Raw genomic sequence first — 26627 nt, forward strand, 5'->3', positions numbered from 1 at the left:
CTCCTTCCCCGTTGGACACCGACACCGTCGTTTCCCGGCTGCGCGCCGCGGGCTGCGTGTTCGCCGAGGACGAGGCCGACCTCCTCGCCGCCGCCGCCACGACCCCCGCGGAACTCGGCGCGCTCGTCGAACGGCGGGTCGCCGGGCTGCCACTGGAACACCTGCTGGGCTGGGCCGAGTTCCACGGCCTGCGCATCACCGTGCGGCCGGGGGTGTTCGTGCCGCGGCACCGCACCGGGTTCCTGGTCGACGTCGCCGTCTCGCTCGCTCCCCCGGATCCCGTGGTACTCGACCTGTGCTGCGGTTCCGGGGCGCTGGGTGCCGCCTTCGCCGCCGCTCGCCGGCCGAGTGAGCTGCACGCCGCCGACGTCGAGCCCGCCGCGGTTTCGTGCGCGCGGCTGAACCTTCCCCTTGCCCAGGTCCACCAAGGCGATCTCTACGACGCACTGCCGTCGTCCCTGCGCGGCCGGGTCTCCGTGCTCTTGGCGAACGTGCCGTACGTGCCTTCGGACGCCGTGGCGACGATGCCGCCGGAAGCGCGCCTGCACGAGCCGCTGGTGGCGCTCGACGGCGGGGCGGACGGCCTGGACCTCGCCCGGCGCGTCGCCGCGGGCGCGCCGGAATGGCTCGCGCCGGGTGGGACGCTGCTGATCGAATCGAGCGAGCGGCAGGCTCCGATGCTCGCGGAAATCCTTGCTGCCGCGGGGTTGTCACCGCGGGTGCACTCCTGCGACGACCTGGGCGCGACCGTCGTGACCGGTACCGCGAAATCGTGACCTCACGTTCCGGCCCTCCCGGACGTCTACCCGGTGTGATCGCGAAACCGTTCGAGCAAGTCGTGACCGAGCACGGGCCGATGGTCCTCCGGGTCTGCCGGGCCGTGCTCGGGAAGGCCGACGCCGAAGACGCCTGGTCGGAGACCTTCCTGGCCGCGTTGAAGGCGTACCCCGAGCTGCCCGCGGACGCGAACGTCCAGGCGTGGCTGGTCACGATCGCGCACCGCAAGGCCATCGACGTCACCCGCGCGCAGGCCCGCGGCCCCGTCCCGGTCGAGGAGGTCCCGGACCGGCCGGGCCGCGCGGAGGGGTGGAACGGCGATCTGTGGGACGCGCTGGCGAGGTTGCCGGAGAAACAGCGCCTCGCCGTCGCCTACCACTACGTGGCCGGGCTGCCGTACCGCGAAATCGCGGAGATCACCGGCGGCACCACCGAAGCGGCCCGCCGCGCGGCCGCCGACGGCGTCAGGACACTGCGGGCGAGCTACCCCCTGGAAGGAGCGCACTCATGATCGACATGTTCCAGTTCTTCGGGGACGAGGTCCTGCTCGACTCGCGGGTGCTGCACGAGCGGCTCGTCACCGACGCCGCGCGTGAGGGCCTGCTGGACGTCGCCTACCACACGGTCGACTCCCCGGTCGGGCCACTGCTCCTGGCGGCAACCGAGCAGGGCCTGGTGAAGGTGGCTTTCGACCGCCAGGGCCACGACGCCGTGCTGGCCGAACTGGCGGCGGCCATCAGCCCCCGGATCCTCCGGGCCCCGTCCCGCTTCGACCCGCTGGCCCGCCAGCTCGACGAGTACTTCGCCGGCGAGCGGCAGGCTTTCGACGTCCCGCTGGACCTCCGCCTGGCCCGCGGCTTCCGCCGGGCCGTGCTGGAGCACCTGAACGACATCGAGTACGGCCGAACGGAAAGCTACGCCCAGGTAGCAGCGGCGGCGGGAAGCCCGAAGGCGGTCCGCGCGGTGGGCACGGCATGCGCACTCAACCCGGTACCGGTGGTCCTGCCATGCCACCGCGTCGTCCGCTCGGACGGTTCGTACGGTCAGTACGCGGGCGGTGAGGAAGCCAAGCGGATCCTCCTGACCATGGAGGCAGCGTGATCACCACACCACCGCCGGCGGTGCTCACTGGGCACCGCATCGCCCGGCTCGGCGGCCAGTGCGCCCACTTGAAACCGACCGCACCGACCGAGGAAGCAGCGTGACCACCTTCGAAGAGCGCGTCGCCGGGGCCGATTGGACCGCGGTGGCCGCCGAGGTCGATGACTACGGCTGCGCGCTCCTGCCGCAATTGCTGACCCCCGCCGAGTGCGCGCGGCTGGTCGCTCTGTGGGACGAGCCGTCGCACTTCCGGGCGACCGTCAACCTGCGCCGTCACCGGTTCGGGGACAACGGTGACTACCACTACTTCGCTTCGCCCTTCCCCGAGCCGGTGCAGCGACTCCGCCAGGCGCTCTACCCGCGGCTGCTGCCGATCGCGCAGGACTGGGCCGCGCGTCTCGGCCGCGAGGCCGAGTGGCCATCCACTTTGGACGAATGGCTGGCGGTCTGCCACGCCGCGGGCCAGCGGCGGCCGACACCGATCCTGCTGCGCTACGAGACCGGTGGCTGGAACGCGCTGCACCGGGATCTCTACGGCGACAAGGTGTTCCCGCTCCAGGTGGTGATCAACCTCAACGACCCGGGCACCGACCACACAGGCGGCGAGTTCCTGCTGGTGGAGCAGCGGCCGCGCGCACAGTCCCGCGCCACGGCCACGCTCGTCCCGCAGGGGCACGGCCTGGTGTTCACCACCCGCGACAGGCCGGTCCGCTCGGCCCGCGGCTGGTCGGCAGCTCCGGTACGCCACGGCGTGTCGGTGGTCCGGTCGGGCCGCCGCCACACGCTCGGCCTCGTGTTCCACGACGCGGCATGACCTCGCTCGAACTCGAAGCGCTGCTGGGCCTGCTCGGCCACGCCCGACACATCGTGATCGGCACGGATTCCTCGTCACGGCCGGACGCCGCCCGGATCGCCGAGGCGTGGGGCGGCCCGGTGCTGGCGACCGTGACTTGGCCCGAGACGGCGGCGTCGTGGCTGCGCCAAGCCCGCCGCTTCGCAACGCCGGAGCCGGAGGCGTGGGTGGTCAGCGCCACCCCGGCAGGCTGGGCAGGCATGGCGCGACGCTTGGTCCTGTCGACGGCCTGGAGCCCGCACCGGACGTTCGCGACCGCGGCACTGGCCGGCTACCCCCTTCCCGGCCTGCGTGGTGCGCACGCGGACGGCACAACCTGGGAGACCCGATGAAGCACGCAGTACTGGATTCCCCGATCGGCCCCCTGACCGTGCTCGGCGACGGAGCAGCCGTGACCGGCCTGTACTTCCCGAACCACTGGCCTCGCCCGGACCGCACGACATTCGGCGACCGCGACGACTCGGCGTTCCCCGAGGCGGCCCGCCAACTGAAGGAGTACTTCGCAGGCCAGCGCACGACGTTCGACGTCCCCCTGCAGGCGTCCGGTCCTGATTTCGACCGTGCGGTGTGGACGGAGATCGCGTCGATCCCCTACGGAACCACGACAACGTACGGCGACCTCGCGCGCACGGTGAAGGCACTGCCCCACGAGGTCGGCGCGGCGGTGGGCCGCAACCCGCTGAGCATCCTGGTGGCGTGCCACCGCGTCGTCGGCAAGGGCGGATGACGGGCTACGCGGGAGGTATCCCGCGCAAGCAGTTCCTCCTGGACCTGGAGCGCCCACCGGCCTCGGCACTGTGGTGATCAAACCCGGCTGAGCAGCATGCCGAGGCCGAGCCCGGTCATGGTCACGGCGATCACGACATCCAGCACCCGCCACGCCACCGGCTTGGCGAACACACCGGCCAGCCGTTTGGCCCCGAACCCGAGAGCACTGAACCAGACGGCACTGGCCACCCCGGCCCCCACCCCGAAAACCCACCGCCCATCCCCATGAGCGACGGCAACCGAGCCGAGCAGCAGAACGGTGTCGAGGTAGACGTGCGGATTGAGCCAGGTGAAGCCGACACAAGCAAGCACGGCCTTCCGCAAGGAGGTCCGCTCCTCCCCCAGGGTCATGACCGAAGGCCGCAACGCCCGCCGCGCGGCCATCGCCCCGTAAGCGAGCAGGAAGAGCCCACCCCCGACGGCAACAACCCCGATGGCGGTCGGCCACCGCTCCAGAACAGCGCCGACCCCGCTGACCCCCAGCCCGATCAGCACCAGATCGGAGACAGCACAGATGACAACCAGCGGAGCCACGGCGCCACCACGCAGGCCTTGCTGAAGGAGAAAGGCGTTCTGGGAGCCGATCGCCACGATGAGCGAGAGACCGGTCCCGAACCCGGCCAGGAGGAGAGGGAGCACCCCGCCACCGTATGAGCGAGCAGAACGTTATTCCAGCTAAAGATTCTTACGCAACATTAGCCATCATGATGGCGAAGGGCCCGTACCCGCTGTGCCTGCGCGATCACGTATGCAGTAAGCAGGTAAGGTGAACCGGCTCACCTATCGCGACGCAGTCAAGATCCTCGGCTCCGGCAACAACACGCTGGTCAGCGCCTTGGATAAGATCTTTGGTGGACTGTTGCTGGCCGCGACTCCCGTCGCCCCCGGTCTCCTCTCGATCTTCGATGCCAAGAGCGAGCTGACGAAGGTCGCGAACGACCTCGTGACCAGAGGGGTCGACAAGCGGCAGAAGCTGAGCCAGTTCGACCGGATCCAGCGCCTGCACGCAGCTCGCGGTGTTCTGATCGTGACCTCCTACTTCGAGGCACTGGCGAAAGCCGACCTGCCGTTCTTGTTCAACGGTGCCGCGATTTCCCGCAAGGACGCGACCCGTCTCGCCTTCGACAATGTCGCAGCGGAGAACTTGGCCGACGTGACCAGCGCCGTGTTGAACACGAACTTGCCGGTACTGGGCATCCACGCCGCCAGCGCGGACGCGCGGGCCCAGTTGACCGAGTACTACGGCAAGCTCAGTCGCGCCTTTCTCAATTTCGTTCGCGAGCAGCCCCTATGGGAAACCCTCGAAGCGATCGCGCAGGACAAGGTGCTTTGGTCGTTGGAATGGCTCGCGGACTCCGCCGTCGAGCAGTTCGAATCCTCGATGCACCGTCTCGCCACCGACTGCCCCGAGTTTGCGATCTGGCTGAACCTCTCGAATCAACGTGCCACCCGTGACCGCGTGGAGAACGTCTACGCCGCCGTCCGGCAGCTGCTCGATCGAGCCGAGCCGATCGAGCAGGTCCCGCCCGCTGTGCAGGGCCTGGTCCGAGCCAACCGCGCAGTCTTGAAGCGCAAAATTCTCAAACCCGAAGAGCTGCCCGACGGCCTCGACGCACCGACCGTCGAGCGCGTCTACATCGACCCGTTGTTCCGGATGGCCGAAGTCAGCACCCAAACCCCGGTGCACGACGAGGATTACTGGAGCGGCATCGGCGTTCGCCAAAATTTCGGCGAGTTCCTGCTCGGCTATCTGTCGACCCCGTGGGCGCTGGTCAACCCGCTGGTCGTGCTCGGCCATCCGGGCGCCGGGAAGTCGTTGCTCACCGAGGTACAGGCAGCACAGCTGCCCGCACCGGACTTCGTGCCGGTCCGGGTGCCCCTGCGCGACGTCCCCGCCGACGTGGACGTCCACGAGCAGATCGAACACGCGATCCGGCTCACCACGCACGAAACGGTGTCCTGGCCGGACTTCGCCAGAGCTGCCGGCGATTCGGTCCTGGTCGTTCTCGTCGACGGGTTCGACGAACTGATCCAGGCGACGGGTGTCAGCAAGTCCGACTACCTGTTGCGGGTGAAACGCTTCCAGGAGGTGGAGCAAACCCAGGGCCGGCACGTCGCCGTGATCGTGACCAGCCGGGTCACCGTGGCCGACCGCATGCGGATCCCGGGAAGCACCATCGCCGTCCGGCTGGAACCGTTCGAGATCGACCAGATCGAGGAATGGGTCGGCGTCTGGAACCGCGTCAACGACGGCTACCTGTCCGCACAGGACCGCGACCACTTGGACCTCGAAATCATCGAGGCTTACCTCGAGCTGGCCTCGCAGCCTCTCCTGTTGCTGATGCTTGCCGTGTACGACGCGGAAAGCGGCGCCCTCAGCACGAGACGCGAGAAACTGAGCGAGACCGAGCTCTACGAACGCCTGCTGATCAGGTTCGCCCGCCGGGAGGTGGCGAAGGCGGACAGCTCGCTGACCGGGGACGACCCCGCGGTCGAACGGGAACTGCTGATTCTCTCCGTCGTGGCCTTCGGCATGTTCAACCGGGGCGCTCAATGGATCACCGACGGCCAGCTCGCCGACGACCTGGCGGCGCTGGCGATCACGACCGGCGTTCAGCCTGGCGTCACTTCGGGTCACCAACGACTGGCCGGGTCGGCCAAGGACGCCCTGGGCCGGTTCTTCTTCGTTCACCGTGCCCGGACCAGCATCGACGGCACCGACCTGGGCTCGTACGAGTTCTTGCACGCCACCTTCGGCGAGTACCTGGTGGTCCGCCAGACCTGGCGGCACCTGCAGGACATGGTCGAGCGCGCCCGGTTCGAAAGCACCCGTCGCTTTCCGGCGGCCTACCGCGTCGACGACGCCGTTCTCCGGGCACTCCTGTCCCATTCGCTCCTGTCGGCACGGACCACGACGATGGACTTCCTCTCGGATTTCGTCGCCATGGCACCGGCAGATGAGCGCGCCGAGATGCGCACGGCACTCTTGGCAGCGTTCCATGCGCTCCACCTGCCGCCACTTGATTCGTCCTACGACGACTACCGCCCGGCGCCCGGGACACCCACAGCACGGCTGGCCACCTACGGCGGCAACCTGCTTCTGCTGCTCATGACCGTCGGCTCGACCGTCACCTCGGCAGAGCTCTTTCCGGACAGCCCGGACAACGTCGAAGCTTGGCGGCAGCACATGACTCTGCTGCGCTCCCAGCTGAAGCCGGGAGAATGGTCCAGTCTCACGCAGCTGTTCGTCGCGTCGCGGCTTGGCCGCCATCCCGACCGTTCGGTCGAGCTGAGCCGTCGTGGCAGCGAAGTCCTCGACGAGGATTACTCCGAACTGTCCTGGGCGTACGGCGCAGAGTCGTCATTCAGCGAACTCAACCTCGACCTCCCCACCGACCTCGTGGGGACAGCCGAACTGATCCAGGACTTCGACACACTGCTCGCCGTCAACGTCCTCGGCGGGCGGGATTCCCGGCTCACCGAACTGCTTTCCACCTACGTCGTCGACTCCGGCCGTGGCCTGACGTCCATTGTCGCCGACCTGCTGGCAGCTTGCTGCTTCCACGCCAACCGAATACCGGCCGAAGAGCGAATGGTTGTCTACGACCGGCTCATTCGCTTCACCGAGGCTGGAGACCTGCTGTTCTTGGAGGAGACGTGGAACTGGCTCGACTCATTGATCCTCCAGTTGCTCGTCAATGACACGACCGTACCGGCCCGGTACATCCAGGCGAATCTCGGAGCACTCAGTTCAGCCGTCGCTCCACCACGGGGTTTGCCGAACTTGGAGCTGTTTCTCAGGCTGCTTTCCAGAAGCCCGGACTACGGCGAACTGCTCGACGTGTTCGAGCGCCTGCTCACCGAGGACACGGCGACTCACGAACAGATCGCCGAGATCTGGTGCGCCCTCGCCGACAAGGGCGTTCCCGTGTCCGAGTACCCGGAAGCGCTTCACGACCGGGCCATCTCGCTGCGCTGGCCGGAGCGCGACGAGCACCTGGCGCATCGGCCCGATCTCCTCCACCGGCTGTCCGCCCTGGAGGACGCCGAACTCCTCTGACGCCGGTCAGCCCGGAAAATCGCCGACGCCGTGTTCGACTAGGTCGAAGGCCTGGTCGATCACCGCGACCTGCTCCCGCCGGACCACCTCCGCGTCATCTCCCGCCACGATGCGGCCCATCGCGTGGGCGAACACCGTCGTGATCGCCGTCGTCAGCAGGTTCGCCACCATCCGAGACCGGAACACCTCGCCCGTCTCCTCCAGCAACAACGCCGCGAACGCATCCGCGATCTCCCTCTCCTGCTCGTACCACCGGGCCATCAACGCCGGGCTCGACGTCAGCACCCACCAGAACCCCGGGCCGCCCGCGATGGCGCCCGACAGCGGATGACCCGAGGCCAGCAGGGAGTGCTGGTGGCGGCGCAACGCTTCGCACGGCGACATTCCGGCCGGCCGGGAGCGGACCACCTCGGTCAGCTCCGCCAAGCGGTCCGCGTGGCGGTCGAGGAACAGGTCCTCCTTGCGCGGGAAGTAGTTGAACACCGTCATCTTCGACACGCCCGCCGCTTCGGCTATCTCCGCCACCGTCACCTCCTCGAAGCCCCTCTCGATGAACAAGCCAGTGGCCACGTTCGAGATCAGCAGGCGCGTGGCCTGCTTCTTCCGCTCGCGCAGTCCGGGGTCAGCCATGAGCAGAGAGTATAGACCGAGCCCAAAGTTTGACCCGGTAAAAGTTTCCGTGCATCATCGGAGCCATGAACAGGGATGTGGTGATCTCCGGGGGCGGACCGGTCGGCTTGATGCTGGCCTGTGAACTGAAGCTGGCGGGCGTCGACGTGCTCGTCGTCGAACGGCTGCCCGAGCCGGACCAGACGATCAAGGCGGGGTCGGTCAACCTGACCACCGCCGAAGCCTTCTACCGGCGGGGGCTGCTGCCCGCCATGGACGCCGTCGTGCAGCAGAACTTCGCGCAGATCCAGAAGTTCCTCGAATCCCGGGGCGGCGGGGGCCCGAAGGCCGTTCCGGTCGGGCACTTCGCCGGGATCATGGTGACGTCGAACGGGGTCGACTTCGACGATCCCGCCTTCCGGGACGTCGGGCCCGCGGCCCGGGTGGTCGTCATCCAGCAGCAGGCCGTCGAGGCGATCCTCGCCGAGCGCGCCGCCGAACTGGGGGTCGAGGTCCGGCGCGGGGTCGAGCTCACCGGGTTCGACGCCGACGCCGACGGCGTCACCGTGCACCTCTCCGGCACCGGATCCGTGCGGGCCGGGTGGCTCGTCGGGTGCGACGGCGGCCGCAGCCGGGTGCGGAAGCTGGCCGGGTTCGACTTCCCCGGGACCGATCCGGCCATCACCGGGCGGCAGGCGATGGCCGAGCTGACCGGCGCGGACGCGCTGCCCGCCGGGTGGCAGCACGGCACCGGCGGGCTCTACGTCCACGGCCCGACGCCCGGCCGGTTCCTCACCGTCGAGTTCGACGGGCCGCCCGAGGACCGGGACGCGCCGATCACCGCACAGGAACTCGAGGACAGCTTCCGGCGGGTGTCCGGGGCCGACGTCCGGGTGACGAAGGTGCACAGCGCCACCCGCTTCACCGACAATGCCCGCCAGGCGGCCACCTACCGCCAGGACCGCGTGCTGCTGGCCGGCGACGCCGCGCACGTCCACTCCCCCTTCGGCGGCCAAGGCCTCAACCTCGGCATCGGCGACGCGGTCAACCTCGGCTGGAAGCTCGCCGCGACCGTCCACGGCTGGGCGCCCGACGGCCTGCTCGACACCTACACGACCGAGCGGCACCCGATCGGCGAGTGGGTCCTCGAGTGGACCCGGGCGCAGGTCGCGCTGATGCGCAGCGACGTGCGGACCAAGGCGCTGCGACAGGTCGTGACCGATCTGCTGGCCACCGGCGACGGCGCGACCTACCTGGCCAAGAAGCTGTCCGGCGTGCTGCACCGCTACCCGATCGACGGCGAGCACGACCTCACCGGCCGCGCGGCGCCCGACTTCGCCTTCGCCGACGGCACCCGCCTCGGAGAGCGCCTCCACGACGGCAAGGCGCTGCTGCTCGACCTGGCCGACAACGCCGGCCTGCGCGAGACGGCGGGTCGCTGGTCCGAGCGCGTGAACGTGCTGACGGCGAAGTGCGACAGCGAGCCGGCCCTGACCGGCGTGCTGGTCCGGCCGGACGGCCACATCGCCTGGGCCCGCGAGGACGGTGCGCCGACCGGCCTTGAGGCGTCGCTGCACCGGTGGTTCGGCGCGCCCGCCTGACAGGATGGGCGGGTGATCGAACTCCACCCGCCCAGCGAGCCCCACGACCGGGGACTGCTCGACGTCGGCGACGGCCAGCACGTTTACTGGGAGACCTTCGGGAACCCGGACGGCAAGCCGGCGGTGGTGCTGCACGGCGGCCCCGGCCAGGGCTGCGCGCCCGGCATGCGGCGGATGTTCGACCCGGCCCGGTACCGCGTCGTGCTGCTGGACCAGCGCGGCTGCGGCCGGAGCCGTCCGCACGCCGCCGATCCGGCGACGTCGTTGCGGCACAACACGACAGACCACCTCGTCGCCGACCTCGAACGGCTGCGCGAGCACCTCGGCATCGATCGCTGGCTGGTGACGGGTGGCTCGTGGGGCACGACGCTGGCGCTGGTGTACGCCGAGCGCTTCCCGCACCGGGTCAGCGAAATCGTGGTGAGCGCGATCAGCACGACCCGCCGGTCGGAGCTCGACTGGCTGTACCGCGGCGCCGGGCGCTTCTTCCCCGAGGCGTGGCAACGCTTCCGCGACTTCGCCGGGGACGACGACGTCGTGGCCGCCTACGCCCGGCTGATGGCGGACCCGGACCGGCGGGACGAGGCCGCCCTGGCGTGGAACGCCTGGGAAGAAGCGGTCCTGTCCCTCGAACCGGGGGCCGTGCCCAAAGTCCACAGTGGACCGCCGGACGACGCGCTACTGGCGTTCGTCCGGCTCACCACGCACTACTACGCCCACGCCGGCTGGCTCGAGGAAGGCGCGGTGATCCGCGACGCCGGACGCCTGGCGGGCATCCCCGGGGTGCTCATCCACGGCCGGCTCGACCTGAGCTGCCCGGTGACGACGGCGTGGGAGCTCGCCGAGGCGTGGCCGGGCGCCGAACTGCTCGTCGACGACCGGTCCGGGCACCGCGCCAGCGACGTCAAACGCGCCTGGAAGCTGGCCGCGCTCGACCGGTTCGCCCGCTAAGGGAGCACGGCTACTTCTCCGCCGCCAGCTGCACCGCCACGTCGATGATCATGTCCTCCTGCCCGCCCACCAGCGCGAGTTCGCCGCAGCGGCGCAGGATCGCCTGTGCCGGGACGCCGTAGCGCTCCGCCGCGCGCTCGGCGTGCAGCAGGAAGCTCGAGTAGACCCCGGCCCAGCCCTGGACGATCGCGTTGCGGTCCATCTTCGGCCAGCGGTGCAGGTACGGGCGGACCACCTCCTCCGCCGCGTCGAGCAGGCCGCCGACGTCGAGGCCCGTGTCGATGTCCAGGCGGTCGAACACCGCCGCCAGGACCTCCGTCGGCGAGTTGCCCGCGCCCGCGCCGAGCGCGCACAGCGACCCGTCGATGTACCGGACGCCCGCTTCGTAGGCCAGCACCGAGTTCGCCACGCCCAGCGAGAGGTTCTGGTGCCCGTGGTAGCCGACCCACGCCGTGTCGCCGACCTCGGCGACCAGCGCTTCGAACCGGGCGCGGGCCTCGTGCATCAGCAGCGCGCCCGCCGAGTCCGTCACGTACGCCGCCTGGCAGCCCGCGTCCACCATGATCCGGGCCTGCTTCGCCAGGTCCTCCGGCGGCGTCCGGTGCGCCATCATCAGGAACCCGGCCGTTTCCATCCCGAGTTCGCGCGCCAGCCCGAAGTGCTGCGGCGAGACGTCGGCCTCGGTGCAGTGCGTCGCGACCCGGACCATCTCCGCGCCCGCGTCGAACGCGCGCTGCAGGTCCTCCGCCGTGCCGATGCCCGGCACGAGCAGCACCGCGATCTTCGCCTGCTTCGCCTCTTCGCGCGCTGCCGCGATCAGTTTCAGCTCGTCGACGGCGGAGAAGCCGTAGGTGAACGACGAGCCGCCGAGGCCGTCGCCGTGGGTCACCTCGATCACCTCGACGCCCGCGCGGTCGAGCGCGCGGACGGTGTCCCGGACCTGCTGCTCGGTGAAGCGGTGGGCCATCGCGTGGCTGCCGTCGCGCAGCGTCGTGTCGACGATCCGGACGTCGTGGCGCAAGTCGGGCCGGGTCACGCGGGCACCTCCTGCTTAGCGTGCGCCATCAGCTCGCCCACCCGGGCGGCCGCGGCGGTCATGATGTCGAGGTTCCCGGCGTACTCGGGCAGGTAGTCGCCGTTGCCGCGGACCTCCAGGAAGATGCCGACGCGCGCGTTGCCGTCCCAGTCCTCGCGGGCGTCGTCGAACTGCGGGTCCGCCCGCAGCGTGTAGCCCGGTACGTACTTGCGGACCTCCTCGACCATCTCGTGGATCGACGCGGTGATCGCCTCCCGGTCGGCGTCGAGCGGGATCGCGCAGAACACCGTGTCCCGCATGATCATCGGCGGCTCGACCGGGTTGAGGATGATGATCGCCTTGCCGCGCCCGGCGCCGCCGATCTCGGCCACCGCCTGCGACGTCGTGCGGGTGAACTCGTCGATGTTCGCCCGCGTTCCCGGGCCCGCGCCCCGCGAGGCGACCGACGCGACGATCTCGGCGTAGGGCACCGTCGTGACCCGGGAAACGGCGTGCACCATCGGGATCGTGGCCTGGCCGCCGCAGGTGATCATCGAGACGTTCGGGGCTTCGAGGTGTGCGCCGAGGTTCACCGGCGGGCACACCATCGGGCCGAGGTGCGCCGGAGTCAGGTCGATCGCCTGGATGCCGGCCTCTTCGTAGCGCGGGGCGTTGGCGGCGTGCGCCTTCGCCGACGTCGCTTCGAAGACCAGCTGCGGCAACGGGTCCTGGCGCAGCAGCCAGTCGACGCCCTCGGCCGAGGCCGCGATGCCCTGCGCGCGGGCCCGCTCGAGGCCGTCCGACTCGACCACGCCGACGACATAGCCGACTTCGATCACTTCACTGCGTCGTAGCTTCGCCAGCAAATCGGTGCCGATGTTGCCGGGCCGACGATCGCCGCCATCACGGGAGCCATGCCCCGACCGTCGCACCACGCCCGTCACCCGGCCCAGGCTTGTGTTCCGACCAGCGGAACGTCGAAACTGGGCCCATGGCCTTCGACGTCGTGGCCGGGGCCGGGTCGCTGCTGAGCGGCACCGGCGTCCGGTTCCCCCACCGCTGGACCTCCGCCGGGGTCAGCGTCGACACCGAGTTCACCGGCGGCCACCTGCTGCACCTCGCCGCGGCCGGGTGCGTCCTCAACGACCTGTACCGCGAGGCCGACCGGCTCGGCATCGAGCTGGCCGGCGTGCGGGTGACGGCCACCGGCGGGTTCGACACGGCGACGTGGGCGTCGACCGGCATCACCTACTCGGTCGAGCTGGACTCGGCGGCCACCGCCGAAGAGCTCGAGCGGCTGCTCGCAGTGGTCGACGACGTCGCCGAGATCCCGCGGGCCCTGCGGGCTGGACCGCCGGTGCGGCGCGCACCCTGAACCACCACCGCCGCGGCGACGAACCCCGGCAGGTTTGCGACGCCTTGATCGCCAAGTGCCAGTCATGGCCGATTCCCCGCCGGTTTGATCGACTCGCGATCGGGGCAGTTGGCGACAAGAGCACCCGATCGAGGAGGTTTCGATGGCCGAACGGCGTTGGCACTTCATCCCGGAAACCGCTGCGCTGTGCTGGATCTTCCTGGGCGTGGGAGCGGTTTTGCTCGTGTCGAGCATTCTCAGCCTGACCGGCACGGACAGCCGGGCGCCCGTCCTGACGGTGATCGCGGCGGTGGCCGCGGTGGCCCTGATCGGCATGTCCGTGGTCGGCCTGGTCCGCCCGAAACTGCGCGGCCGCTGACCGGCCGGGTCCCGCTGCGGCGGCGGGACCCGACCGGAATCCCTCACAGCTCCTGGTGATCCGCGTGCTCGACCCGGGCCTCCGGCACCGGACGGCCTGCGCTCACCCGGAAGTCGTCCACCGCGTCGAGGACGAACGTCGGCGTGCCCGCCACCTGGTCCGCACGGCTGTGGTGCACGTCGGCGTCGGCGACGTCCCGCAGGACGAACGCCGGGCGGGTGTCGGGCCTGCCGAACCGCACGTCCACGTTGTCCCAGCTGATTCCCCGCGCGTGGCGCACGAAGAAGCCGTAGGCCGGGAGCGTGCCGAACATCGACGGTTCCGGGTACGCCGTCTCCAGCTCCGGCGGGTTCTGCACCGCGTCACCCGGCGTCAGGCCACCGGCCAAGTGGTGGCGGATGTTGCTCAGCTTGACGTCTTCGATCGGATGCCCTGGGATCCCGGCGAAGCACGACGGGTAACGCGGATCCGCGTCGATCGTGGTGACGTCGCTGATGCTCACCCGGCGCAGGAACCCGGCCGGGATTCCGGACGGCCCGCGCAGCCGGGCCCCGAGCCGCAGGAACAGCGGCATCTGGACGTTGCGCATCGTCAGGTTGCTGATCGTGACGTCCTCGAGCCGGCCGCCGTCGACCGTCTCCAGCGCCAGGCCGCGGCAGTGCTCGAAGACCACGTTGGAGATCGCGATGTTGCGGAAGCCGCCGTTGGACTCGGTCCCGAACTTGACCCGGCCGGTGCGCCCGTACGACGACGAGGTCTTGAACGTGCCGGCGACCAGCGTGCCGAGGTCGTAGCCGCTGACGAAGCAGTTGTCGATGGTGACGTTTTCCGTGTCGCGCACCTGGTTCAGCGCGTACGTGCTCTTGAGCACGATGGCGTCGTCGTTCGGCGAGTTCACCGTGGTGTTGGCGATCCGCACGTTCTTGCAGCAGTCGATGTTGATGCCGTCGCGGTTGGTGTCGATCACCAGGCCGTCGATGCGGAAGTTGTCGACGCCGGTGGGCAGGATGCCGAAGTGCCCGCCGTTGACGATGGTGATGTCGCGGATCGCGACGTTGCGGCACAGCTTGAGCGCGATCGCCTTGTTCCCGTTGAGCGGCGCGGATTCCGCGCTGCCGCCGGCGACCAGGCCCTTGCCGTCGATCTTGCCGGGCCCTTCGATGGTGACGTTCTCGAGGTTCTCGCCCCAGATCAGGCTGTTGTGCCAGTGGCTGTGCCCGAAGTCCTGGTACGGGTTGCCCGCGCCCGGTTCGGCGGGGTCGTAGCCCTGGCCGCCGGCCGGCGCGGCGGCCAGGATCGTCGCGTTGGCGCCGAGGTACAGCGCGATGTTGCTCTTGAGGTGGATCGAGTAGCTCGCGTACGTCCCGGCCGGGAAGTACACCGTGCCACCGCGGGTGGCGGCCGCGTCGATCGCGCGGTTGATCGCGGCGGTGTCGATCGTGCGGCCGTCGCCCTTCGCGCCGAACTTCGTGACGTCGAAGAAACGGCCCGGCGAGCTCCCGAAATCCTCGGCTTCGGCCGCCGGAGATCCGACCAATGGCAGGGCGGCCCCGGCCGCACCGGCGGCTCCCCAAGCGACGACACGGCGGCGGCTCAACGCTCTTCCCACTCCAGCTCCCTTTCTCGCCACGGCAGAAGCCCAGAACGGTGCTTCCGACGGCGGATCGGGAATGCTTCTTCAGCTAAGAGCAAAAGATCGGATGAGTCAAGCTCGTCCCCGCCCGCGAGCGGGGACGAGCCCGATCTTCAGTCCAGCACTTCGCGGACCGTGCCGGCGGCGACCGTCAGCCGGCCTTCGCGCATGGCGAACCCGAGGCCCGGGCTCATCGCGACCGGCTGGCCCAGCTCCACCGTCAGCTCCGCGGTGTCGCCCGGCCGGACGAGCGGGACGCCCTCGGCGAGGGCGACCACGCCGACGACGTCACTGGTGCGGAAGTGGAACTGCGGGCGGTAGTTCGCCGCGAACGGCGTCCGCCTGCCGCCCTCGGCGGCCGAGAGCACGTGGACGTCCGCGCGGAACCGCCGGTGCGGCCGGACGCTGCCGGGCAGGCAGACCACCTGGCCGCGCCGGACCTCGCCGCGCTTCACCCCGCGCAGCAGCACCGCGGCGTTGTCGCCCGCCTCGGCGCGGTCCATCGGCTTGCCGAACGTCTCGAGCCCGGTGGCCACGCTGGTCACCGCCGGGCCGAGGCCGATCACCTCGACCGCGTCGCCGACCGCGAGGGTGCCCTGCTCCACCGCGCCGGTCACGACGGTGCCGCGGCCCGTGATGGTCAGGACGTTCTCGATCGGCATCAGGAACGGCAGGTCCAGCCGCCGCGGTGGGATCGGCACGTGCTCGTCGACGGCGGCGAGCAGGTCGAGGATCCGCTGCGTCCACTTCGGGTCGCCATCCAGCGCGCGCAGCCCGGAGACCCGGACCACGGGCACGGCGTCGCCGTCGAACCCGTAGCGGGTCAGCAGCTCGCGCACCTCGAGTTCGACCAGGTCGAGCAGCTCCTCGTCGTCGGCGAGGTCGGCCTTGTTGAGCGCGACCACGAGGTGCCCGACCCCGATCCGGCGCGCCAGGACGACGTGCTCGCGGGTCTGCGGCATCGCGCCGTCCTGCGCCGAGACCACGAGCACGGCGCCGTCCAGCTGGGCCGCGCCGGTGATCATGTTCTTGACGTAGTCGGCGTGGCCGGGCATGTCGACGTGGGCGTAGTGCCGGGTCGGCGTCTCGTACTCGACGTGCGCGATGTTGATGGTGATGCCGCGCTCGACCTCCTCCGGCGCGCGGTCGATGCGGTCGAAGGCGACGAAGTCGGCGCCGCCCCGCTCGGCGAGCACCTTGGTGATGGCGGCGGTGAGGGTGGTCTTGCCGTGGTCGACGTGCCCCATCGTGCCGATGTTCAGGTGCGGCTTGGTCCGCACGTACTGTTGCTTGGTCATGGGTTTCCCTGCGCTGGAACGGATGTGCGCGAAACCGGCGGAGCGCATCGACCCTCCCCCGGCGGTTTCGCGCCCAGGGCGGGGGAAATCGGGGAAGGGTCAGCTTCGAGCGCCGGTCAGCCGTGCCGACAGGGCGCTCGGCAGGGACAAGCCTGCGAGCGTCGCGCTGTCGGACACGGGGAACATGCCCAGGAGGGTGTCACGTGCTGCGGCGCGGTGTCACCCGGTTTTCCGGGGCCGCATGATCAACGCGGCAACCGAGTACACGCAAGGGTTTCCCGCGCGGTTCGCGTAGGAATGCGTGACGTCGGCGGGAAAGTAGACCGAATCCCCCGCCGCGAGCACGTACTCCGCCTCGCCGACACCCAGGCACAGCTCGCCCGACTCGACGGCGACGAATTCGTGGGAACCCGGGGCGTACGCCGGAAAAGCACCCGCGTCACACCCGGGTGGCAGGGTCGTGCGGACCCACTCGAAGTTGACGCCGGGGACGACCGGCGTCAGCACCGTGCGGTGCCAGCCGCCCGGTTCGGCGATGTGGTCCTGCTCCGCCGCGCGGCGGACGATCACCCGGTCGGTCTCCAGGCCGGCCAGCAACCGGGAGACCGGCAGCCCGAGGCCGTCGGCGATCCGGGACAGCACCACGACCGTCGGCGTCTTCTCGCCGCGCTCGATGGCCGAAAGCATGCTGACGCTCACGTCGGCCTGCCGGGCCAGCGCCGTCAGGGCGAGGCCGCGGCCGGTGCGCAGCTCGTGGAGGTGGCGGCCGAGCGCCACCGGATCGATCATTCCTCTATAATAGCGGCCATGTCCACTATAGCGGAAGCGACCGAGGCCGACGCCGAAGGCATCGCCGCCGTGTTCGCGCCGTACGTCACCGACTCCGTCTTCACGTTCGAGACCACACCGCCGACCCCGGAGCAGTGGCGCACCAAGATCCGCGAGACCACGTGGCCGTTCCTCGTGCTCGCCGAAGAAGGCGAAATCCTCGGCTACGCGCTGGCGACGCCGTGGCGGCCGAAGCCGGCGTACCGGTTCTCCGTGGAGACGACGATCTACCTCGCGCACCGGGCCGCCGGCCGGGGTCACGGCCGGCGGTTGCTCGACGCGCTGCTGAAGCGGTGCGGGGAAGCCGGGGCCCGGCAGGCGATCGCGGTCATCGTCGACTCCGGCAACCCGGCGTCACGGCGGCTGCACGCCGCGGCCGGGTTCACCGACGCGGGCGTGCTGCGCCGGGTCGGCTTCAAGCACGACCGCTGGCTCGACACCCTGCTCATGCAGCGCGAGCTGGGCTAACGCGACTTCGCCCGCAGGTGCAGCCGCTCCCCCTGCTTGCCGAACAGGCTGAGGATCTCCGCGGGCCTGCCGTCGACCGCGCCGAACCAGTGCGGGAGGCGCGTGTCGAACTCCGCCGCCTCACCCGGGCCCAGCGTCAGGTCCCGGTCGGCCAGGATCAGGCGCAGCCGGCCCGAGAGCACGTAGAGCCACTCGTACCCCTCGTGGACCTGCGGATCCGGTTCACCCGTCTCCGGTTCCAGGATCATCTTGAACGCCTGGGGCGCGCCCGGCTGGCGGGTCAGCGGCAGCACCGTCATCGCCGCGCCGTTGTGGCGCGGGATGCGGCGGGCGGTGAGCCGGACCCGGGGGTCGCCGACCTCCGGCGCGCCCACCAGCTCGTCGAGCGGCACCTGGTGGGCCTGGGCGATCGGCAGCAGCAGCTCCAGGCTCGGCTTCCGCTGGCCGGATTCGAGGCGGGACAGCGTGCTCTTCGAGATGCCCGTCGCCTCGGACAGGTCGGCCAGCGTGACCCGCCGCTGCGTGCGGACCCGCTTGAGCCGGGGGCCGACCTCGGCGAGGGCCTGGGTGATCGCGTCCGTCATGCCTCCAGGAAACCCGCTTGTCCCGGAAACGGCAACATAAGTTGTCGGATTCGCGAAGCCGGGGTCATGGTGGCGGCATGACCGAAAACAACAGCTTCGACGTCCTGGTGGTGGGTGGCGGCGCCGCGGGCCTCAGCGCCGCCCTGATGCTCGGCCGGGCGCGGCGGCGCGTCGCGGTCGTCGACGCCGGTGCCCCGCGCAACGCGCCGGCGTCGCACATGCACGGCTTCCTCTCCCGTGACGGCCTGCCGCCGTCGGAACTGCTGGGCATCGGCCGTGAAGAGCTCCGCGGCTACGGCGTGGCACTCCTCGAAGACCGCGTCACCCGGCTCGACCACGGCTTCACCGCCCGGCTGGCGAGCGGGCGGGCGCTGACCGCCCGGCGCGTGCTGGTCGCCACCGGCGTCCACGACGACCTGCCGGACCTGCCCGGCCTGCGGGAAAGCTGGGGCACCGACGCGGTGACCTGCCCCTACTGCCACGGCTACGAGGTCCGCGACCAGCCACTCGGCGTCCTCGGCACCGAGCCCGCGAGCGTCGAGCACGCGCTGCTGGTCCGCCAGTGGTCGCCGGACGTCGTCTACTTCCCGCACACCGAGGCACTGTCCGAAGAGGACCGCGAGCGGCTGGACGCGCGGGGCATCCGCGTCGCCGAGGGCATGGTGACGGCCGTCCGGCGCGAAGGCGGCCACCTCACCGGCGTCGAGCTCGGGGCTCGGTTCGTGCCGCGCACGGCGCTGTTCCTCCGCACCCGGACCGTCCCGCACGACCAGCTGCTGCGCGACCTCGGCCACGTCGAGGGCGACGTCGACGCGTCCGGGAAGACCGGGGTGCCCGGGGTGTGGGCCGCGGGGAACGTCGTCGACGCGCGGGCGACGGTGATCATCGCCGCCGCCCAGGGCGCGGCCGCCGCCGGGGCGCTCAACCACGACCTCGTCACCGAGGACGTCGCACGGGCGGTCGGCGCGCTCGGCGGCTTCTCCCCCGCGGCGGAACGCGCGGCCGCCGGAGCGCGCTAGCCTGCGGCGCCCCGGCGTGCCAGGCTCGGCGGATGCGTCCGACGCTGTACGAATTCGCCGGCGGCGACCCCGCGTTCCGCGCGCTGGCCGCCGCCCACCATGCGCGCTGCCTGGCCGACCCGGAGCTGAACCACCCGTTCTCGAAGCAGGACCAGCACCCGCAGCACGTCGAGCGGCTCGCCTGGTACTGGGCCGAGGTCATGGGCGGGCCGCCGCGGTTCTCGGCCGAGTGCAGTGACCACTCGGCGATGCTGCGGATGCACGCGGGCAACGGTGACATGACCGACCTCGGCCGCCGGTTCGTGCGCTGCTTCACGCAGGCCGCGGACGACGCCGGCCTGCCGGCCGACCCGGAGTTCCGCGCCGCGCTGAAGTCCTACATGGAGTGGGCGGTGGCCGAGGTCCTCACCTATCCGGGCCCACCCGCCGGGGTGCCCGCCGGCCTGCCGGTGCCCCGCTGGTCGTGGGACGGGTTGCAGGCGGTGTAACGACCGGGGCGGCCCCCGCGTCTTGCAGGCGACGACCGGCTGTGGAGGTCCGTCGCCAGAGCCGGTCCGGGGCCGGGTTCCCCCCACCCGCCCGGACCGGCTCGTCCACCGCGTCCGATATCCGCGAGTGCCCGGTCACGCGCCGGGCCAGACTGGCCACCATGCTCCTCGACCGGTTCCTCCTCGCTTCCCGGGGTTTCGAACACCACTTGCGCGCGGTGCCACCGGACGGCTGGCACGCCCCGACGCCGTGCTCCGAGTGGGACGTGCGTGCGCTGGTCAACCACATGGCCCGCGGCAACCTCAACTACGTCGCCCTGCTGCGCGGCGCATCCGGGGAAGAGTTCTTGGCCCGCCGAGACGAAGACGCCCTCGGAGACGATCCCCTCGCCGCGTTCACCAGCTCGGTCCGGGCCTGCGCGGCCGCCTTCGCCGAGGAGGGCGCACTGGACCGCGTCGTCGACTACCCGCTCGGCGAGCTCACCGGCCGGCGGGCGCTGGCCGTGCGCACCACGGACAGCACCATCCACACCTGGGACCTCGCCCGCGCGCTCGGCGCGGACGAGACCCTCGACCCCGGCCTGGTCGCGTGGATCGACGAGCACCACGACCGCATCTTCGCGGGGCTCGCCGTGGGCCCGCGGGTCTTCGCCGAACCCCCGCCCGCCGCGCCCGGGGCGTCCCGGCAGGACCGGCTGCTCACGCGGTTCGGCCGCGCTCCGCACCCAGTCGGGCGACCAGTTCGGTCAGCGCCGGCCCGAGCGGCCGGTCGACTCGCACCGCCGCGTAGCGATCCCCGCGGGTCTCGCCGCGGTTGACGATCACCACCGGCTTGTCCGCCTTGGCCGCGTGGCGGACGAACCGGAGCCCGGACATCACCGTCAGGGACGAGCCGAGGACCAGCAGCGCCGCGGCGTCGTCGACGAGCCGGTAGCACTGCTCGACCCGCGGCCGCGGCACGTTCTCGCCGAAGAACACCACGTCCGGCTTGAGGACGCCTTCGCACGCCTCGCACGGGACCGGCCGGAACCCGCGGACGACGTCGGCGGGCAGCTCGACGTCGCCGTCCGGGTTGATCCGGGTGGCCGCGCCGGTGAAGCCGGGGTTGGCCGCGCGCAGCCGGCGGTCGAGCTCCGCGCGCGGGCTGGTGCGGCGGCAGTCCAGGCAGATCACGCGGTCCAGGCTGCCGTGCAGCTCGACCGCGTCGGCGGTGCCTGCCGCCTGGTGCAGGCCGTCGACGTTCTGCGTGATGACGCCCCCGACGTACCCGCGCTCGCGCAGGGTGGTCACCGCGCGGTGGCCGTCGTTGGGATCGGCGCGGGCGATCGTGCGCCAGCCGAGGTGGCTGCGCGCCCAGTACCGCTGCCGCCCCTCGGCGCTGCCGACGAACTCGTCGTAGGTCATCGGCGTGTGCCGGCGCAGGCTGCCGGTCTCGCCGCGGTAGTCGGGGATCCCGGATTCGGTGGACAGCCCGGCCCCGCTGAGCACGACCACCCGCCCGCGCGCGACGACGTCCGTCAGCTCGTCGAGGCTGGACGTCCGCGGCAGCGGCGCGTCCGGCGACGTCCAGGAAAGGGTCGGGCGGGTCCGCACTAGGCCAGGGTACGTGGGCCGGGAAGGATCTTCTCGAACCAGTGATCGGCGTAGTGCTCGTCGTTGAACGGCGCGACTTCCCGGAACCCGGCGGCGCGGTACAGCCCGATCGCTTCGGCGAGCGCGCGGTTCGTCTCCAGCCGCAGCGTGCGGACGCCGGCGTCGGACGCGGAGGCCTCCAGCTCGCTCAGCAGCCGCCGCCCCAGCCCGAGGCCGCGCGCGGACGGCGCGACCCACATCCGCTTGACCTCGGCGACCGCCGGGCCGGGCAGCTTCAGGGCACCGCACCCGACGGGTTCGCCGTGCAGGGTGGCGACCAGCAGCACCCCGGCCGGTGGCGTCATCTCGGCGTCGGCCGCGGAGGTGCTGAGTGCCGGGTCGAAGCCGTCCTCGAACCGCTCGGCCAGCTCGGCGAAGTAGGCACGCAGGCAGAACCGGGCGTCGGGGTGACCCGGCGGGCAGGGGGCGACCTCGACCGCCGACGCCGTCAGCAGTCGTTCCACCTCCGCCATCGCGGCGACGAGCCGGGTGCGCTGGCCGCCGGACAGCGGAGCCAGCAGGGTCGCGGCCGCGTCGTCGGAGAGCCGGTCGAGTGTGGTGCGTTCGGCCAGCCCCGCCTCGGTGAGCGACGCGGTCCGGACGCGTGCGTCGTCCGGGCTGGGCCCGACGCGCACCAGCCCGTCGCGCTCCAGGCTTCGCAGCAGGCGGCTGAGGTAGCCGGAGTCCAGGTCGAGCCGTTGCCGCAGGTCACGGACGTCCCGCCCGGTCTCGCCGATCTCCCACAGCACCCGGGCCTGGCCCAGCGGACGCGTGCGGGACAGGAAGGCGTCGTCCAGTGCGCCGATCCGCTGCGTCACCGTCCGGTTGAACCGCCGAACACCGTCGACCAGTTCCGGGTGCATTCTCTGACTATAGTCAGAGAATCGGCTCCGGCCACACCGATTCGGCGTCCACGAACGCCCTCAGCAGCGTGGTCAGCCCGGGATCGCCGCGGCCGTTCAGCTCGTCGGAGGCGATGCGGCGGGCCACCCCGGCCAGGAAGTCGGCGATCTGCACCCGGGCGTCGGTGCGGGAGTCGACGAACCGCACGTCCGCCAGCCGGGGGCCGAGGGTGGCCTTGAGCTGCAGCACCCGCTCGGCCGTCAGGGCCAGCTGCTCGTCGTGCACCAGGGCGACCGGGGTGCCGCCGGCGCTCCAGTGGCGGACCGTGTGGCTCACCGCGGGCACCAGCGGGTCGAGGACCGGCACCAGCCCCGGATCACCCGCCAGCCGCGCGCGGTAGGCGGCGACGCGCTCGGCGCCGCCGCGGAACCGGGCGACGATTTCGCCCGCTTCGCCCGGCACGCCGGCCAGCTCGTCGACCAAGGCGAAGAACTCCGGCGGCGACGTCGTCACGCCGCGGCGGGGCTTCAGCCGCACCACGCTGGTGAAGGCGGTCAGGAAGAACTGCCAGCGGGCGGCGCCGAAGGCGGCCGGCCCCGCGCGGTGGAGGGTGCGGGCGAGCGCGCCGGTGTCCGTCCCGGCCAGCAGCGAGACCGCGGCGCGCACCGCGAAGAACGTCTTGTCGGTCAGGTGCACGTGCCCGCGGCCGGCGAGCGGGCCGTCCGCGGCGAGCAGCCACTCGAGCACCGCGCGGTGCTTGGCGCGCAGCAGGTGGTTGGCCTTGTACTCCTCGGCGGGCGAGCCGATGCGGGCGCGGATCTCCGCCACGCACGCGGTCGCCTCCGGCCAGGACATCCGGACGCCGGCGTGGGCGAAGACGTCGGTCTCGCCGCCGAGCAGGTTCTCGCCCTCCGAACCCGACTCGTCGCAGGCGATCTCGACCGGGCGCACCCGCCCGATCGTGCCAGAGGAACCGGTGCCGGGCGATCCGTTTACCGGCCCGGAGTCACGGTTGGGCCACGGCGGTTAACGAGCGCGGCGGGTCCGGTGACTCGCGAAGAGCAGGTGTTCCGCGGAGGTGCCGATGACCACGAACGACCGACCGGCCCGGCTCGCGCTGACGGCAGCCGTGGTCGCGCTCCTGCTGGGTGCCTCCGGAGTCCTGGTGCGGCACCACTTCTCCGTGCCGCCGGCCGCGGCTCCCGGCGTCGCCGGGATCGACGTCGTCGCCCCGGCCGGCACCCGCGTCTCGGTGCGGCCGGCACCGGAGCCGGCCGTCACCCCGCCGCTGACCCGCCGGATCGGCGGCGGCGCCGACGTGGGCTTCGACGGCGGCCCGCCGCCACGGGTGCGGATCCCGGTGCCCGCCGCGCCGCCGGCGGGGTTCGCTCCCGTCGTCGTCACGGACAACGGGCTCCGGCTCCTGCCCGCCGCCTACGACGGCGCCACCCGGAGCCTCGTCGCGCAGGTCGCCCGCCCGGGCGGGGTCTGGGGCGGGCTCCTCGACCTCGCCGCACTGGGCCGCGCTCCCGAGCCGGGCCCGCGGCCGGACTGCGCCGGGCGCACCTCGAGTGCCGGCGGGGTGACCGTCGACGCCGGCAAGCCGGATCCGCAGGCGCCGGTGTGGGTGTGCGTGACGGCCGGGAACGGCCGCGCGAGCGTCACGCTGACCTCGAACGCGCGGGTGCCCTACCGGCTCCTCCCGGCGCCGGGCTGGCCGGAACCCGGCGCCCGGACCGCGGCGGCCGGGCAGCTGCTCGGCGGGCCGCGGCAGCGCGACCTGCTCTGGCCCGGCGGCGGCGTCACCTACGACGTCCCGTTCGGCCTGCTGCCGTCCACCATCCGCGGCCAGGCCGATCCGGGGCCGGCCCTCGGGACGGCGCTCGCCGCGGCGGCCCACCGCGCGGCCGTGCTGTTCGGCCTGGCCGGTGACACCGGGCCGGCACCCGGCGTGCTGACCTGCGCGGCGGACGCCGGCGCCGCGCGGTACACCCCGGACAAGCCGCTGGCACAGGTCGCCGCCGACGTGTGGACGGCGCTCGAACCCTGCCACCCGGACGGCGGCGCAGTCGTCCGCGCGCTCCTCGCCGCCGGGATCGGCCCGGTGACGAGCGGCGTCACCGGCCCCGCCCCCGCGTTCGAGGTCCCGGTGACCACCAGCCGCGCACCGCGGTTCACGCAGACCGTCGAGTACCGCCCGCGGACCGGCACCGTGACGGCCCGGGTGAACGGCACCTGCGCGACGGTGTCCGCGGTGTCCGGGCGCCACGACGCCTACCGCTGCACGGCCGGCGGCACCACCTACGACCCGTGTTTCGCCGGGCCGGGACCGCAGCCGCAGGTCTGGTGCCCGGCGCCGGCGGCCAAGGCCGTCGTGCTGACCCACTCGGGCCCGCTGCCGTCGCCACCGCAGACCGGCGGGACGGCCGCGCCCTTCCTGCTCGTGCTGGCGGACGGCGTGCAGTGCGCCGCCGTCGCGGCACCGGAAATCCAGTACGCCTGTTCGGACGGGCGGACCGTGCTGCACGGCGAGCCGGACACCTCCGGTCCGATGTGGACGATCGAGGCCCGTACCATCACGAAGGCCTACGGCTGAGCCAGCGTGATCCGGCCGCCCGCGACCGTGATGGCCTTCTTCTCCAGCGGCTCGGCCGCCGGGCCGGTCGCGACCGAGCCGTCGGCGATCCGGAACCGGCTGCCGTGGCACGGGCAGTGGACGGTGCCGTCGGCGACGGCGTCGACCGTGCAGCCCTGGTGGGTGCAGATCGCCGAGAAGGCCGCGAAGGTGCCGGCGGCCGGTTGCGTCACCACCACTTTCCGGTCCGCGAACACCTTGCCGCCGCCGACCGGCACGTCGGCGGCCGCGCCGAGTTCGGTGCCCGCGGGTGCCGGGGCGGCCGACGTGCCGTTCGTGCTGCCGCCGTAGGTGCTGCAGCCGGCCACCAGGCCGGCCCCGAAGACCGCGAGGGCGGTGCGGCGCGCCAGCACCGGGTCCACGTCGTCGTTCCGCACTTTTCGTCCTCCGCAGGCTAGAAGGTCAGGCCGGACTGCGTGAAGAACCACAACGACGCGCTCAGCCAGAGCCCGACCAGCGCCGTGAAGACCAGGCCGCCGAGCACCGGGAGCGACCAGCCGGGCGCGCCGTCCTTGCGCAGCAGCAGCATCTTCGCCACGAACACGCCGTAGAAGAAACACCCGAGCAGGGAGTGCAGCAGGACGCGCAGGTCGAACGCCTGGAACCCGAGTGCGTAGAGGCAGTGCATCGCGACCGGGATCGACACGAGGAAGGCCAGCCGTCCCGACCACCGGTGCACCGGGGCGACCCACGCGGGGGCGGCGCCGCCGAGCTTGCCGTACAAGGCCAGTGCCGAGCCGAGCTGGACGAGGGCGAGCAGCACGACGACCGTGGCGAGCCACGCCTTCACCGACTGCGTGCTCGAGAAGCCCGCCAGGTTCACCGCGACCTCGGTCGGCGTGTGCAGGCCGCCGTAGACGCCGAGCGCGACCGAGACGGCGGCGCCGGCCACCAGCGGCACCACGAGCGCCCCCGCGGCGCGGCGGCCCGTCGCCGGGGCGGCCATCAGAAGTCACCGGTCCCGGTCAGGCCGCTGATCGGCTCGGCGGTCACCGGAGTGCCGTCGACGACCGCGGTGGCGGCCACCGGGTCGAGCGCCGGGGCGGCGGTCGAGCCCGCGTCGGTGGTGAGGAGGCCGACCTGGCTGCCGTCGGGCTGCACGATCCAGCCGGCCTTAGCCGCCCGGCCCTTCACCTTCGGCGTCGCCCGGTAGAGGCCCGCGGGTTTCTTCACGACCGGCACGGTGAACCGGTAGGTCTTGCCGGCCGCGGTCACGGTCCCGGTGGCCGACGCGGGGTCGAAGCGGCCCGTCAGGGTCGCGTCCGGAGCGCCCTTCAGGTCCAGTTTGCCGTCGACGGTCACGCCCTGGAGCCACGCTTCGAGCTTCTTGCCGTCGCAGACGTAGGCGATGGCGTGGCCGTCGCGCGTGGACACCGCGATCGACACACCACCGCCGGTCACCCGCCCGGCGTAGTCCGCGCGGGGGGGCGCGGCAGGTCTCGCTGGCTCCGGTGTCGTGGCGGGCGGTGTCGTGGCGGGCGGAGACGTCGTGGGCGGCGCGGTGGTCGCGGCGCCGGCGGCGACCGAGGGCACACCGGTCCCGGTGGCCAGGTCGGCGACGGCGATCCCGCCGGCGAGCAGCACCCCGGCGAGCAGCGTGAACAACGGCCCCGGACGTTCCACGGTCTTCCCCGATTCTCAGCAACACGGACCTCGGGCCGGAACGGCTCAACGCTACGCGCGGAAAAGAGGTAATGCTTAGCCCGTGCAACCGGGTGGTTCGTGGTTGAC

28 protein-coding genes and 2 pseudogenes are annotated in these 26627 nt (G+C 71.8%); 16 read left to right on the top strand and 14 right to left on the bottom strand.

The genetic code is table 11. The features are described from left to right. Positions 1 to 11: 11 nt before the first annotated feature. From HUT10_RS04560 to HUT10_RS04585, 6 genes and pseudogenes are all read left to right on the top strand, one after another. A complete protein-coding gene (locus HUT10_RS04560) occupies positions 12 to 776 on the top strand; it encodes a putative protein N(5)-glutamine methyltransferase (protein ID WP_176170013.1) in 765 nt (254 codons plus the stop codon). A 35-nt stretch (positions 777 to 811) separates the two neighbouring features. Further along, positions 812 to 1288: an RNA polymerase sigma factor gene (locus tag HUT10_RS04565; protein ID WP_176170014.1), complete on the top strand. Its 477-nt coding sequence runs from the start codon at positions 812 to 814 to the stop codon at positions 1286 to 1288. Continuing rightward, on the top strand, positions 1285 to 1878 hold the full coding sequence (locus HUT10_RS04570; protein WP_176170015.1) for a methylated-DNA--[protein]-cysteine S-methyltransferase: 594 nt from the start codon (positions 1285 to 1287) through the stop codon (positions 1876 to 1878). The genes HUT10_RS04565 and HUT10_RS04570 overlap by 4 nt, the downstream gene beginning before the upstream one ends. A gap of 100 nt (positions 1879 to 1978) precedes the next feature. Further along, a complete protein-coding gene (locus HUT10_RS04575) occupies positions 1979 to 2692 on the top strand; it encodes a 2OG-Fe(II) oxygenase (protein WP_176170016.1) in 714 nt (237 codons plus the stop codon). Next, the gene (locus tag HUT10_RS04580; protein ID WP_176170017.1) at positions 2689 to 3063 is read left to right on the top strand and encodes a hypothetical protein; all 375 of its coding nucleotides are present in this window, start codon (positions 2689 to 2691) and stop codon (positions 3061 to 3063) included. The genes HUT10_RS04575 and HUT10_RS04580 overlap by 4 nt, the downstream gene beginning before the upstream one ends. Further along, positions 3060 to 3535: pseudogene (locus tag HUT10_RS04585) on the top strand (methylated-DNA--[protein]-cysteine S-methyltransferase). The gene HUT10_RS04580 and the pseudogene HUT10_RS04585 overlap by 4 nt, the downstream one beginning before the upstream one ends. Here the strand turns inward: HUT10_RS04585 and HUT10_RS04590 are convergent. After that, positions 3536 to 4138, bottom strand: coding sequence for a LysE/ArgO family amino acid transporter (locus HUT10_RS04590; RefSeq protein ID WP_176170018.1), 603 nt, complete (start codon positions 4136 to 4138; stop codon positions 3536 to 3538). 127 nt (positions 4139 to 4265) lie between these two features. Between HUT10_RS04590 and HUT10_RS04595 the strand changes: the two genes are divergently transcribed. Then, a complete protein-coding gene (locus HUT10_RS04595) occupies positions 4266 to 7559 on the top strand; it encodes an NACHT domain-containing NTPase (RefSeq protein ID WP_176170019.1) in 3294 nt (1097 codons plus the stop codon). A gap of 6 nt (positions 7560 to 7565) precedes the next feature. Here HUT10_RS04595 and HUT10_RS04600 read toward each other — a convergent pair whose 3' ends face one another. Further along, on the bottom strand, positions 7566 to 8189 hold the full coding sequence (locus HUT10_RS04600; protein ID WP_176170020.1) for a TetR/AcrR family transcriptional regulator: 624 nt from the start codon (positions 8187 to 8189) through the stop codon (positions 7566 to 7568). 65 nt (positions 8190 to 8254) lie between these two features. On the opposite strand from HUT10_RS04600, the gene HUT10_RS04605 reads away from it, so the two are divergent. Beyond that, positions 8255 to 9769: an FAD-dependent monooxygenase gene (locus HUT10_RS04605; RefSeq protein WP_176170021.1), complete on the top strand. Its 1515-nt coding sequence runs from the start codon at positions 8255 to 8257 to the stop codon at positions 9767 to 9769. A gap of 12 nt (positions 9770 to 9781) precedes the next feature. Next, the gene (pip, locus tag HUT10_RS04610; RefSeq protein ID WP_176170022.1) at positions 9782 to 10720 is read left to right on the top strand and encodes a prolyl aminopeptidase; all 939 of its coding nucleotides are present in this window, start codon (positions 9782 to 9784) and stop codon (positions 10718 to 10720) included. Positions 10721 to 10730: 10 nt separating this feature from the next. Here the strand turns inward: pip and dmpG are convergent, their stop codons facing one another. After that, on the bottom strand, positions 10731 to 11756 hold the full coding sequence (gene dmpG / locus HUT10_RS04615) for a 4-hydroxy-2-oxovalerate aldolase (protein ID WP_176170023.1): 1026 nt from the start codon (positions 11754 to 11756) through the stop codon (positions 10731 to 10733). Beyond that, positions 11753 to 12639 (bottom strand): annotated as a pseudogene (locus HUT10_RS04620) (acetaldehyde dehydrogenase (acetylating)). Before HUT10_RS04620 ends, dmpG begins: the two are co-directional and overlap by 4 nt. A gap of 87 nt (positions 12640 to 12726) precedes the next feature. Here HUT10_RS04620 and HUT10_RS04625 point away from each other — a divergent pair. Together HUT10_RS04625 and HUT10_RS04630 are read left to right on the top strand one after the other, a co-directional pair. Further along, positions 12727 to 13110, top strand: coding sequence for an OsmC family protein (locus tag HUT10_RS04625; RefSeq protein ID WP_176170024.1), 384 nt, complete (start codon positions 12727 to 12729; stop codon positions 13108 to 13110). A 142-nt stretch (positions 13111 to 13252) separates the two neighbouring features. Beyond that, complete coding sequence (locus tag HUT10_RS04630) at positions 13253 to 13468, top strand: hypothetical protein (RefSeq protein WP_176170025.1); 216 nt, start codon at positions 13253 to 13255, stop codon at positions 13466 to 13468. Between the two features lie 43 nt (positions 13469 to 13511). Here HUT10_RS04630 and HUT10_RS04635 read toward each other — a convergent pair whose 3' ends face one another. From HUT10_RS04635 to HUT10_RS04645, 3 genes are all read right to left on the bottom strand, one after another. Then, a complete protein-coding gene (locus tag HUT10_RS04635) occupies positions 13512 to 15005 on the bottom strand; it encodes a glycoside hydrolase family 28 protein (RefSeq protein WP_176177671.1) in 1494 nt (497 codons plus the stop codon). 209 nt (positions 15006 to 15214) lie between these two features. Further along, entirely contained in the window at positions 15215 to 16399 is a 1185-nt protein-coding gene (tuf, locus tag HUT10_RS04640) for an elongation factor Tu (RefSeq protein ID WP_176170026.1), read from the bottom strand. Positions 16400 to 16618: 219 nt separating this feature from the next. Continuing rightward, a complete protein-coding gene (locus tag HUT10_RS04645) occupies positions 16619 to 17188 on the bottom strand; it encodes a helix-turn-helix domain-containing protein (protein ID WP_176170027.1) in 570 nt (189 codons plus the stop codon). A gap of 18 nt (positions 17189 to 17206) precedes the next feature. On the opposite strand from HUT10_RS04645, the gene HUT10_RS04650 reads away from it, so the two are divergent. Further along, on the top strand, positions 17207 to 17695 hold the full coding sequence (locus tag HUT10_RS04650) for a GNAT family N-acetyltransferase (protein ID WP_176170028.1): 489 nt from the start codon (positions 17207 to 17209) through the stop codon (positions 17693 to 17695). On the opposite strand, the gene HUT10_RS04655 is transcribed toward HUT10_RS04650, so the two are convergent. After that, on the bottom strand, positions 17692 to 18279 hold the full coding sequence (locus tag HUT10_RS04655; RefSeq protein ID WP_176170029.1) for a helix-turn-helix domain-containing protein: 588 nt from the start codon (positions 18277 to 18279) through the stop codon (positions 17692 to 17694). The genes HUT10_RS04650 and HUT10_RS04655 overlap by 4 nt on opposite strands. A gap of 77 nt (positions 18280 to 18356) precedes the next feature. Between HUT10_RS04655 and HUT10_RS04660 the strand changes: the two genes are divergently transcribed. The 3 genes from HUT10_RS04660 to HUT10_RS04670 all read left to right on the top strand — a co-directional run bounded on the left by HUT10_RS04660 (position 18357) and on the right by HUT10_RS04670 (position 20604). Beyond that, on the top strand, positions 18357 to 19298 hold the full coding sequence (locus HUT10_RS04660; RefSeq protein ID WP_176170030.1) for an NAD(P)/FAD-dependent oxidoreductase: 942 nt from the start codon (positions 18357 to 18359) through the stop codon (positions 19296 to 19298). Positions 19299 to 19330: 32 nt separating this feature from the next. Continuing rightward, entirely contained in the window at positions 19331 to 19786 is a 456-nt protein-coding gene (locus HUT10_RS04665; RefSeq protein WP_176170031.1) for a group II truncated hemoglobin, read from the top strand. 161 nt (positions 19787 to 19947) lie between these two features. Next, positions 19948 to 20604, top strand: a complete 657-nt coding sequence (locus HUT10_RS04670; RefSeq protein ID WP_176170032.1) for a TIGR03086 family metal-binding protein — start codon at positions 19948 to 19950, stop codon at positions 20602 to 20604. Here the strand turns inward: HUT10_RS04670 and HUT10_RS04675 are convergent. From HUT10_RS04675 to HUT10_RS04685, 3 genes are read right to left on the bottom strand one after another with little or no spacing between them, the layout of a single operon-like run. Further along, on the bottom strand, positions 20486 to 21379 hold the full coding sequence (locus tag HUT10_RS04675; protein WP_176170033.1) for an NAD-dependent protein deacetylase: 894 nt from the start codon (positions 21377 to 21379) through the stop codon (positions 20486 to 20488). The two genes, HUT10_RS04670 and HUT10_RS04675, sit on opposite strands and share 119 nt — an antisense overlap. Next, the gene (locus tag HUT10_RS04680) at positions 21379 to 22281 is read right to left on the bottom strand and encodes a MarR family winged helix-turn-helix transcriptional regulator (protein WP_176170034.1); all 903 of its coding nucleotides are present in this window, start codon (positions 22279 to 22281) and stop codon (positions 21379 to 21381) included. The genes HUT10_RS04675 and HUT10_RS04680 overlap by 1 nt, the downstream gene beginning before the upstream one ends. A 13-nt stretch (positions 22282 to 22294) precedes the next feature. Continuing rightward, entirely contained in the window at positions 22295 to 23212 is a 918-nt protein-coding gene (locus tag HUT10_RS04685; RefSeq protein WP_176170035.1) for a DUF3800 domain-containing protein, read from the bottom strand. 133 nt (positions 23213 to 23345) lie between these two features. On the opposite strand from HUT10_RS04685, the gene HUT10_RS04690 reads away from it, so the two are divergent. Then, positions 23346 to 24857 (top strand): hypothetical protein, encoded by a 1512-nt coding sequence (locus HUT10_RS04690; RefSeq protein ID WP_176170036.1) that lies wholly within the window; start codon positions 23346 to 23348, stop codon positions 24855 to 24857. On the opposite strand, the gene HUT10_RS04695 is transcribed toward HUT10_RS04690, so the two are convergent. Genes HUT10_RS04695 through HUT10_RS04705 form a run of 3 tightly spaced genes read right to left on the bottom strand, consistent with a single transcriptional unit; the run spans position 24848 to position 26519 of the window. Next, the gene (locus HUT10_RS04695) at positions 24848 to 25273 is read right to left on the bottom strand and encodes a Rieske (2Fe-2S) protein (protein WP_176170037.1); all 426 of its coding nucleotides are present in this window, start codon (positions 25271 to 25273) and stop codon (positions 24848 to 24850) included. The two genes, HUT10_RS04690 and HUT10_RS04695, sit on opposite strands and share 10 nt — an antisense overlap. Positions 25274 to 25290: 17 nt before the next feature. Beyond that, positions 25291 to 25842, bottom strand: a complete 552-nt coding sequence (locus tag HUT10_RS04700; protein ID WP_176170038.1) for a DUF6529 family protein — start codon at positions 25840 to 25842, stop codon at positions 25291 to 25293. Continuing rightward, the gene (locus HUT10_RS04705) at positions 25842 to 26519 is read right to left on the bottom strand and encodes a hypothetical protein (protein ID WP_254896677.1); all 678 of its coding nucleotides are present in this window, start codon (positions 26517 to 26519) and stop codon (positions 25842 to 25844) included. Before HUT10_RS04705 ends, HUT10_RS04700 begins: the two co-directional genes overlap by 1 nt. Positions 26520 to 26627: the final 108 nt, after the last annotated feature.

Source organism: Amycolatopsis sp. Hca4, assembly GCF_013364075.1.
In the GTDB taxonomy this organism is placed as follows: Bacteria; Actinomycetota; Actinomycetes; order Mycobacteriales; family Pseudonocardiaceae; genus Amycolatopsis.

Bases quoted from the DNA above. Each gene is read 5' to 3' on its own strand.
- HUT10_RS04630 (WP_176170025.1), top strand. From the start codon at position 13,253: ATGGCCGAACGGCGTTGGCACTTCATCCCGGAAACCGCTGCGCTGTGC.
- HUT10_RS04670 (WP_176170032.1), top strand. From the start codon at position 19,948: ATGCTCCTCGACCGGTTCCTCCTCGCTTCCCGGGGTTTCGAACACCAC.
- HUT10_RS04600 (WP_176170020.1), bottom strand. From the start codon at position 8,189: ATGGCTGACCCCGGACTGCGCGAGCGGAAGAAGCAGGCCACGCGCCTG.
- HUT10_RS04605 (WP_176170021.1), top strand. From the start codon at position 8,255: ATGAACAGGGATGTGGTGATCTCCGGGGGCGGACCGGTCGGCTTGATG.
- tuf (WP_176170026.1), bottom strand. From the start codon at position 16,399: ATGACCAAGCAACAGTACGTGCGGACCAAGCCGCACCTGAACATCGGC.
- HUT10_RS04570 (WP_176170015.1), top strand. From the start codon at position 1,285: ATGATCGACATGTTCCAGTTCTTCGGGGACGAGGTCCTGCTCGACTCG.
- HUT10_RS04650 (WP_176170028.1), top strand. From the start codon at position 17,207: ATGTCCACTATAGCGGAAGCGACCGAGGCCGACGCCGAAGGCATCGCC.
- HUT10_RS04580 (WP_176170017.1), top strand. From the start codon at position 2,689: ATGACCTCGCTCGAACTCGAAGCGCTGCTGGGCCTGCTCGGCCACGCC.
- HUT10_RS04645 (WP_176170027.1), bottom strand. From the start codon at position 17,188: ATGATCGATCCGGTGGCGCTCGGCCGCCACCTCCACGAGCTGCGCACC.
- HUT10_RS04680 (WP_176170034.1), bottom strand. From the start codon at position 22,281: ATGCACCCGGAACTGGTCGACGGTGTTCGGCGGTTCAACCGGACGGTG.
- HUT10_RS04655 (WP_176170029.1), bottom strand. From the start codon at position 18,279: ATGACGGACGCGATCACCCAGGCCCTCGCCGAGGTCGGCCCCCGGCTC.
- HUT10_RS04700 (WP_176170038.1), bottom strand. From the start codon at position 25,842: ATGGCCGCCCCGGCGACGGGCCGCCGCGCCGCGGGGGCGCTCGTGGTG.
- HUT10_RS04665 (WP_176170031.1), top strand. From the start codon at position 19,331: ATGCGTCCGACGCTGTACGAATTCGCCGGCGGCGACCCCGCGTTCCGC.
- HUT10_RS04660 (WP_176170030.1), top strand. From the start codon at position 18,357: ATGACCGAAAACAACAGCTTCGACGTCCTGGTGGTGGGTGGCGGCGCC.
- HUT10_RS04690 (WP_176170036.1), top strand. From the start codon at position 23,346: ATGACCACGAACGACCGACCGGCCCGGCTCGCGCTGACGGCAGCCGTG.
- HUT10_RS04625 (WP_176170024.1), top strand. From the start codon at position 12,727: ATGGCCTTCGACGTCGTGGCCGGGGCCGGGTCGCTGCTGAGCGGCACC.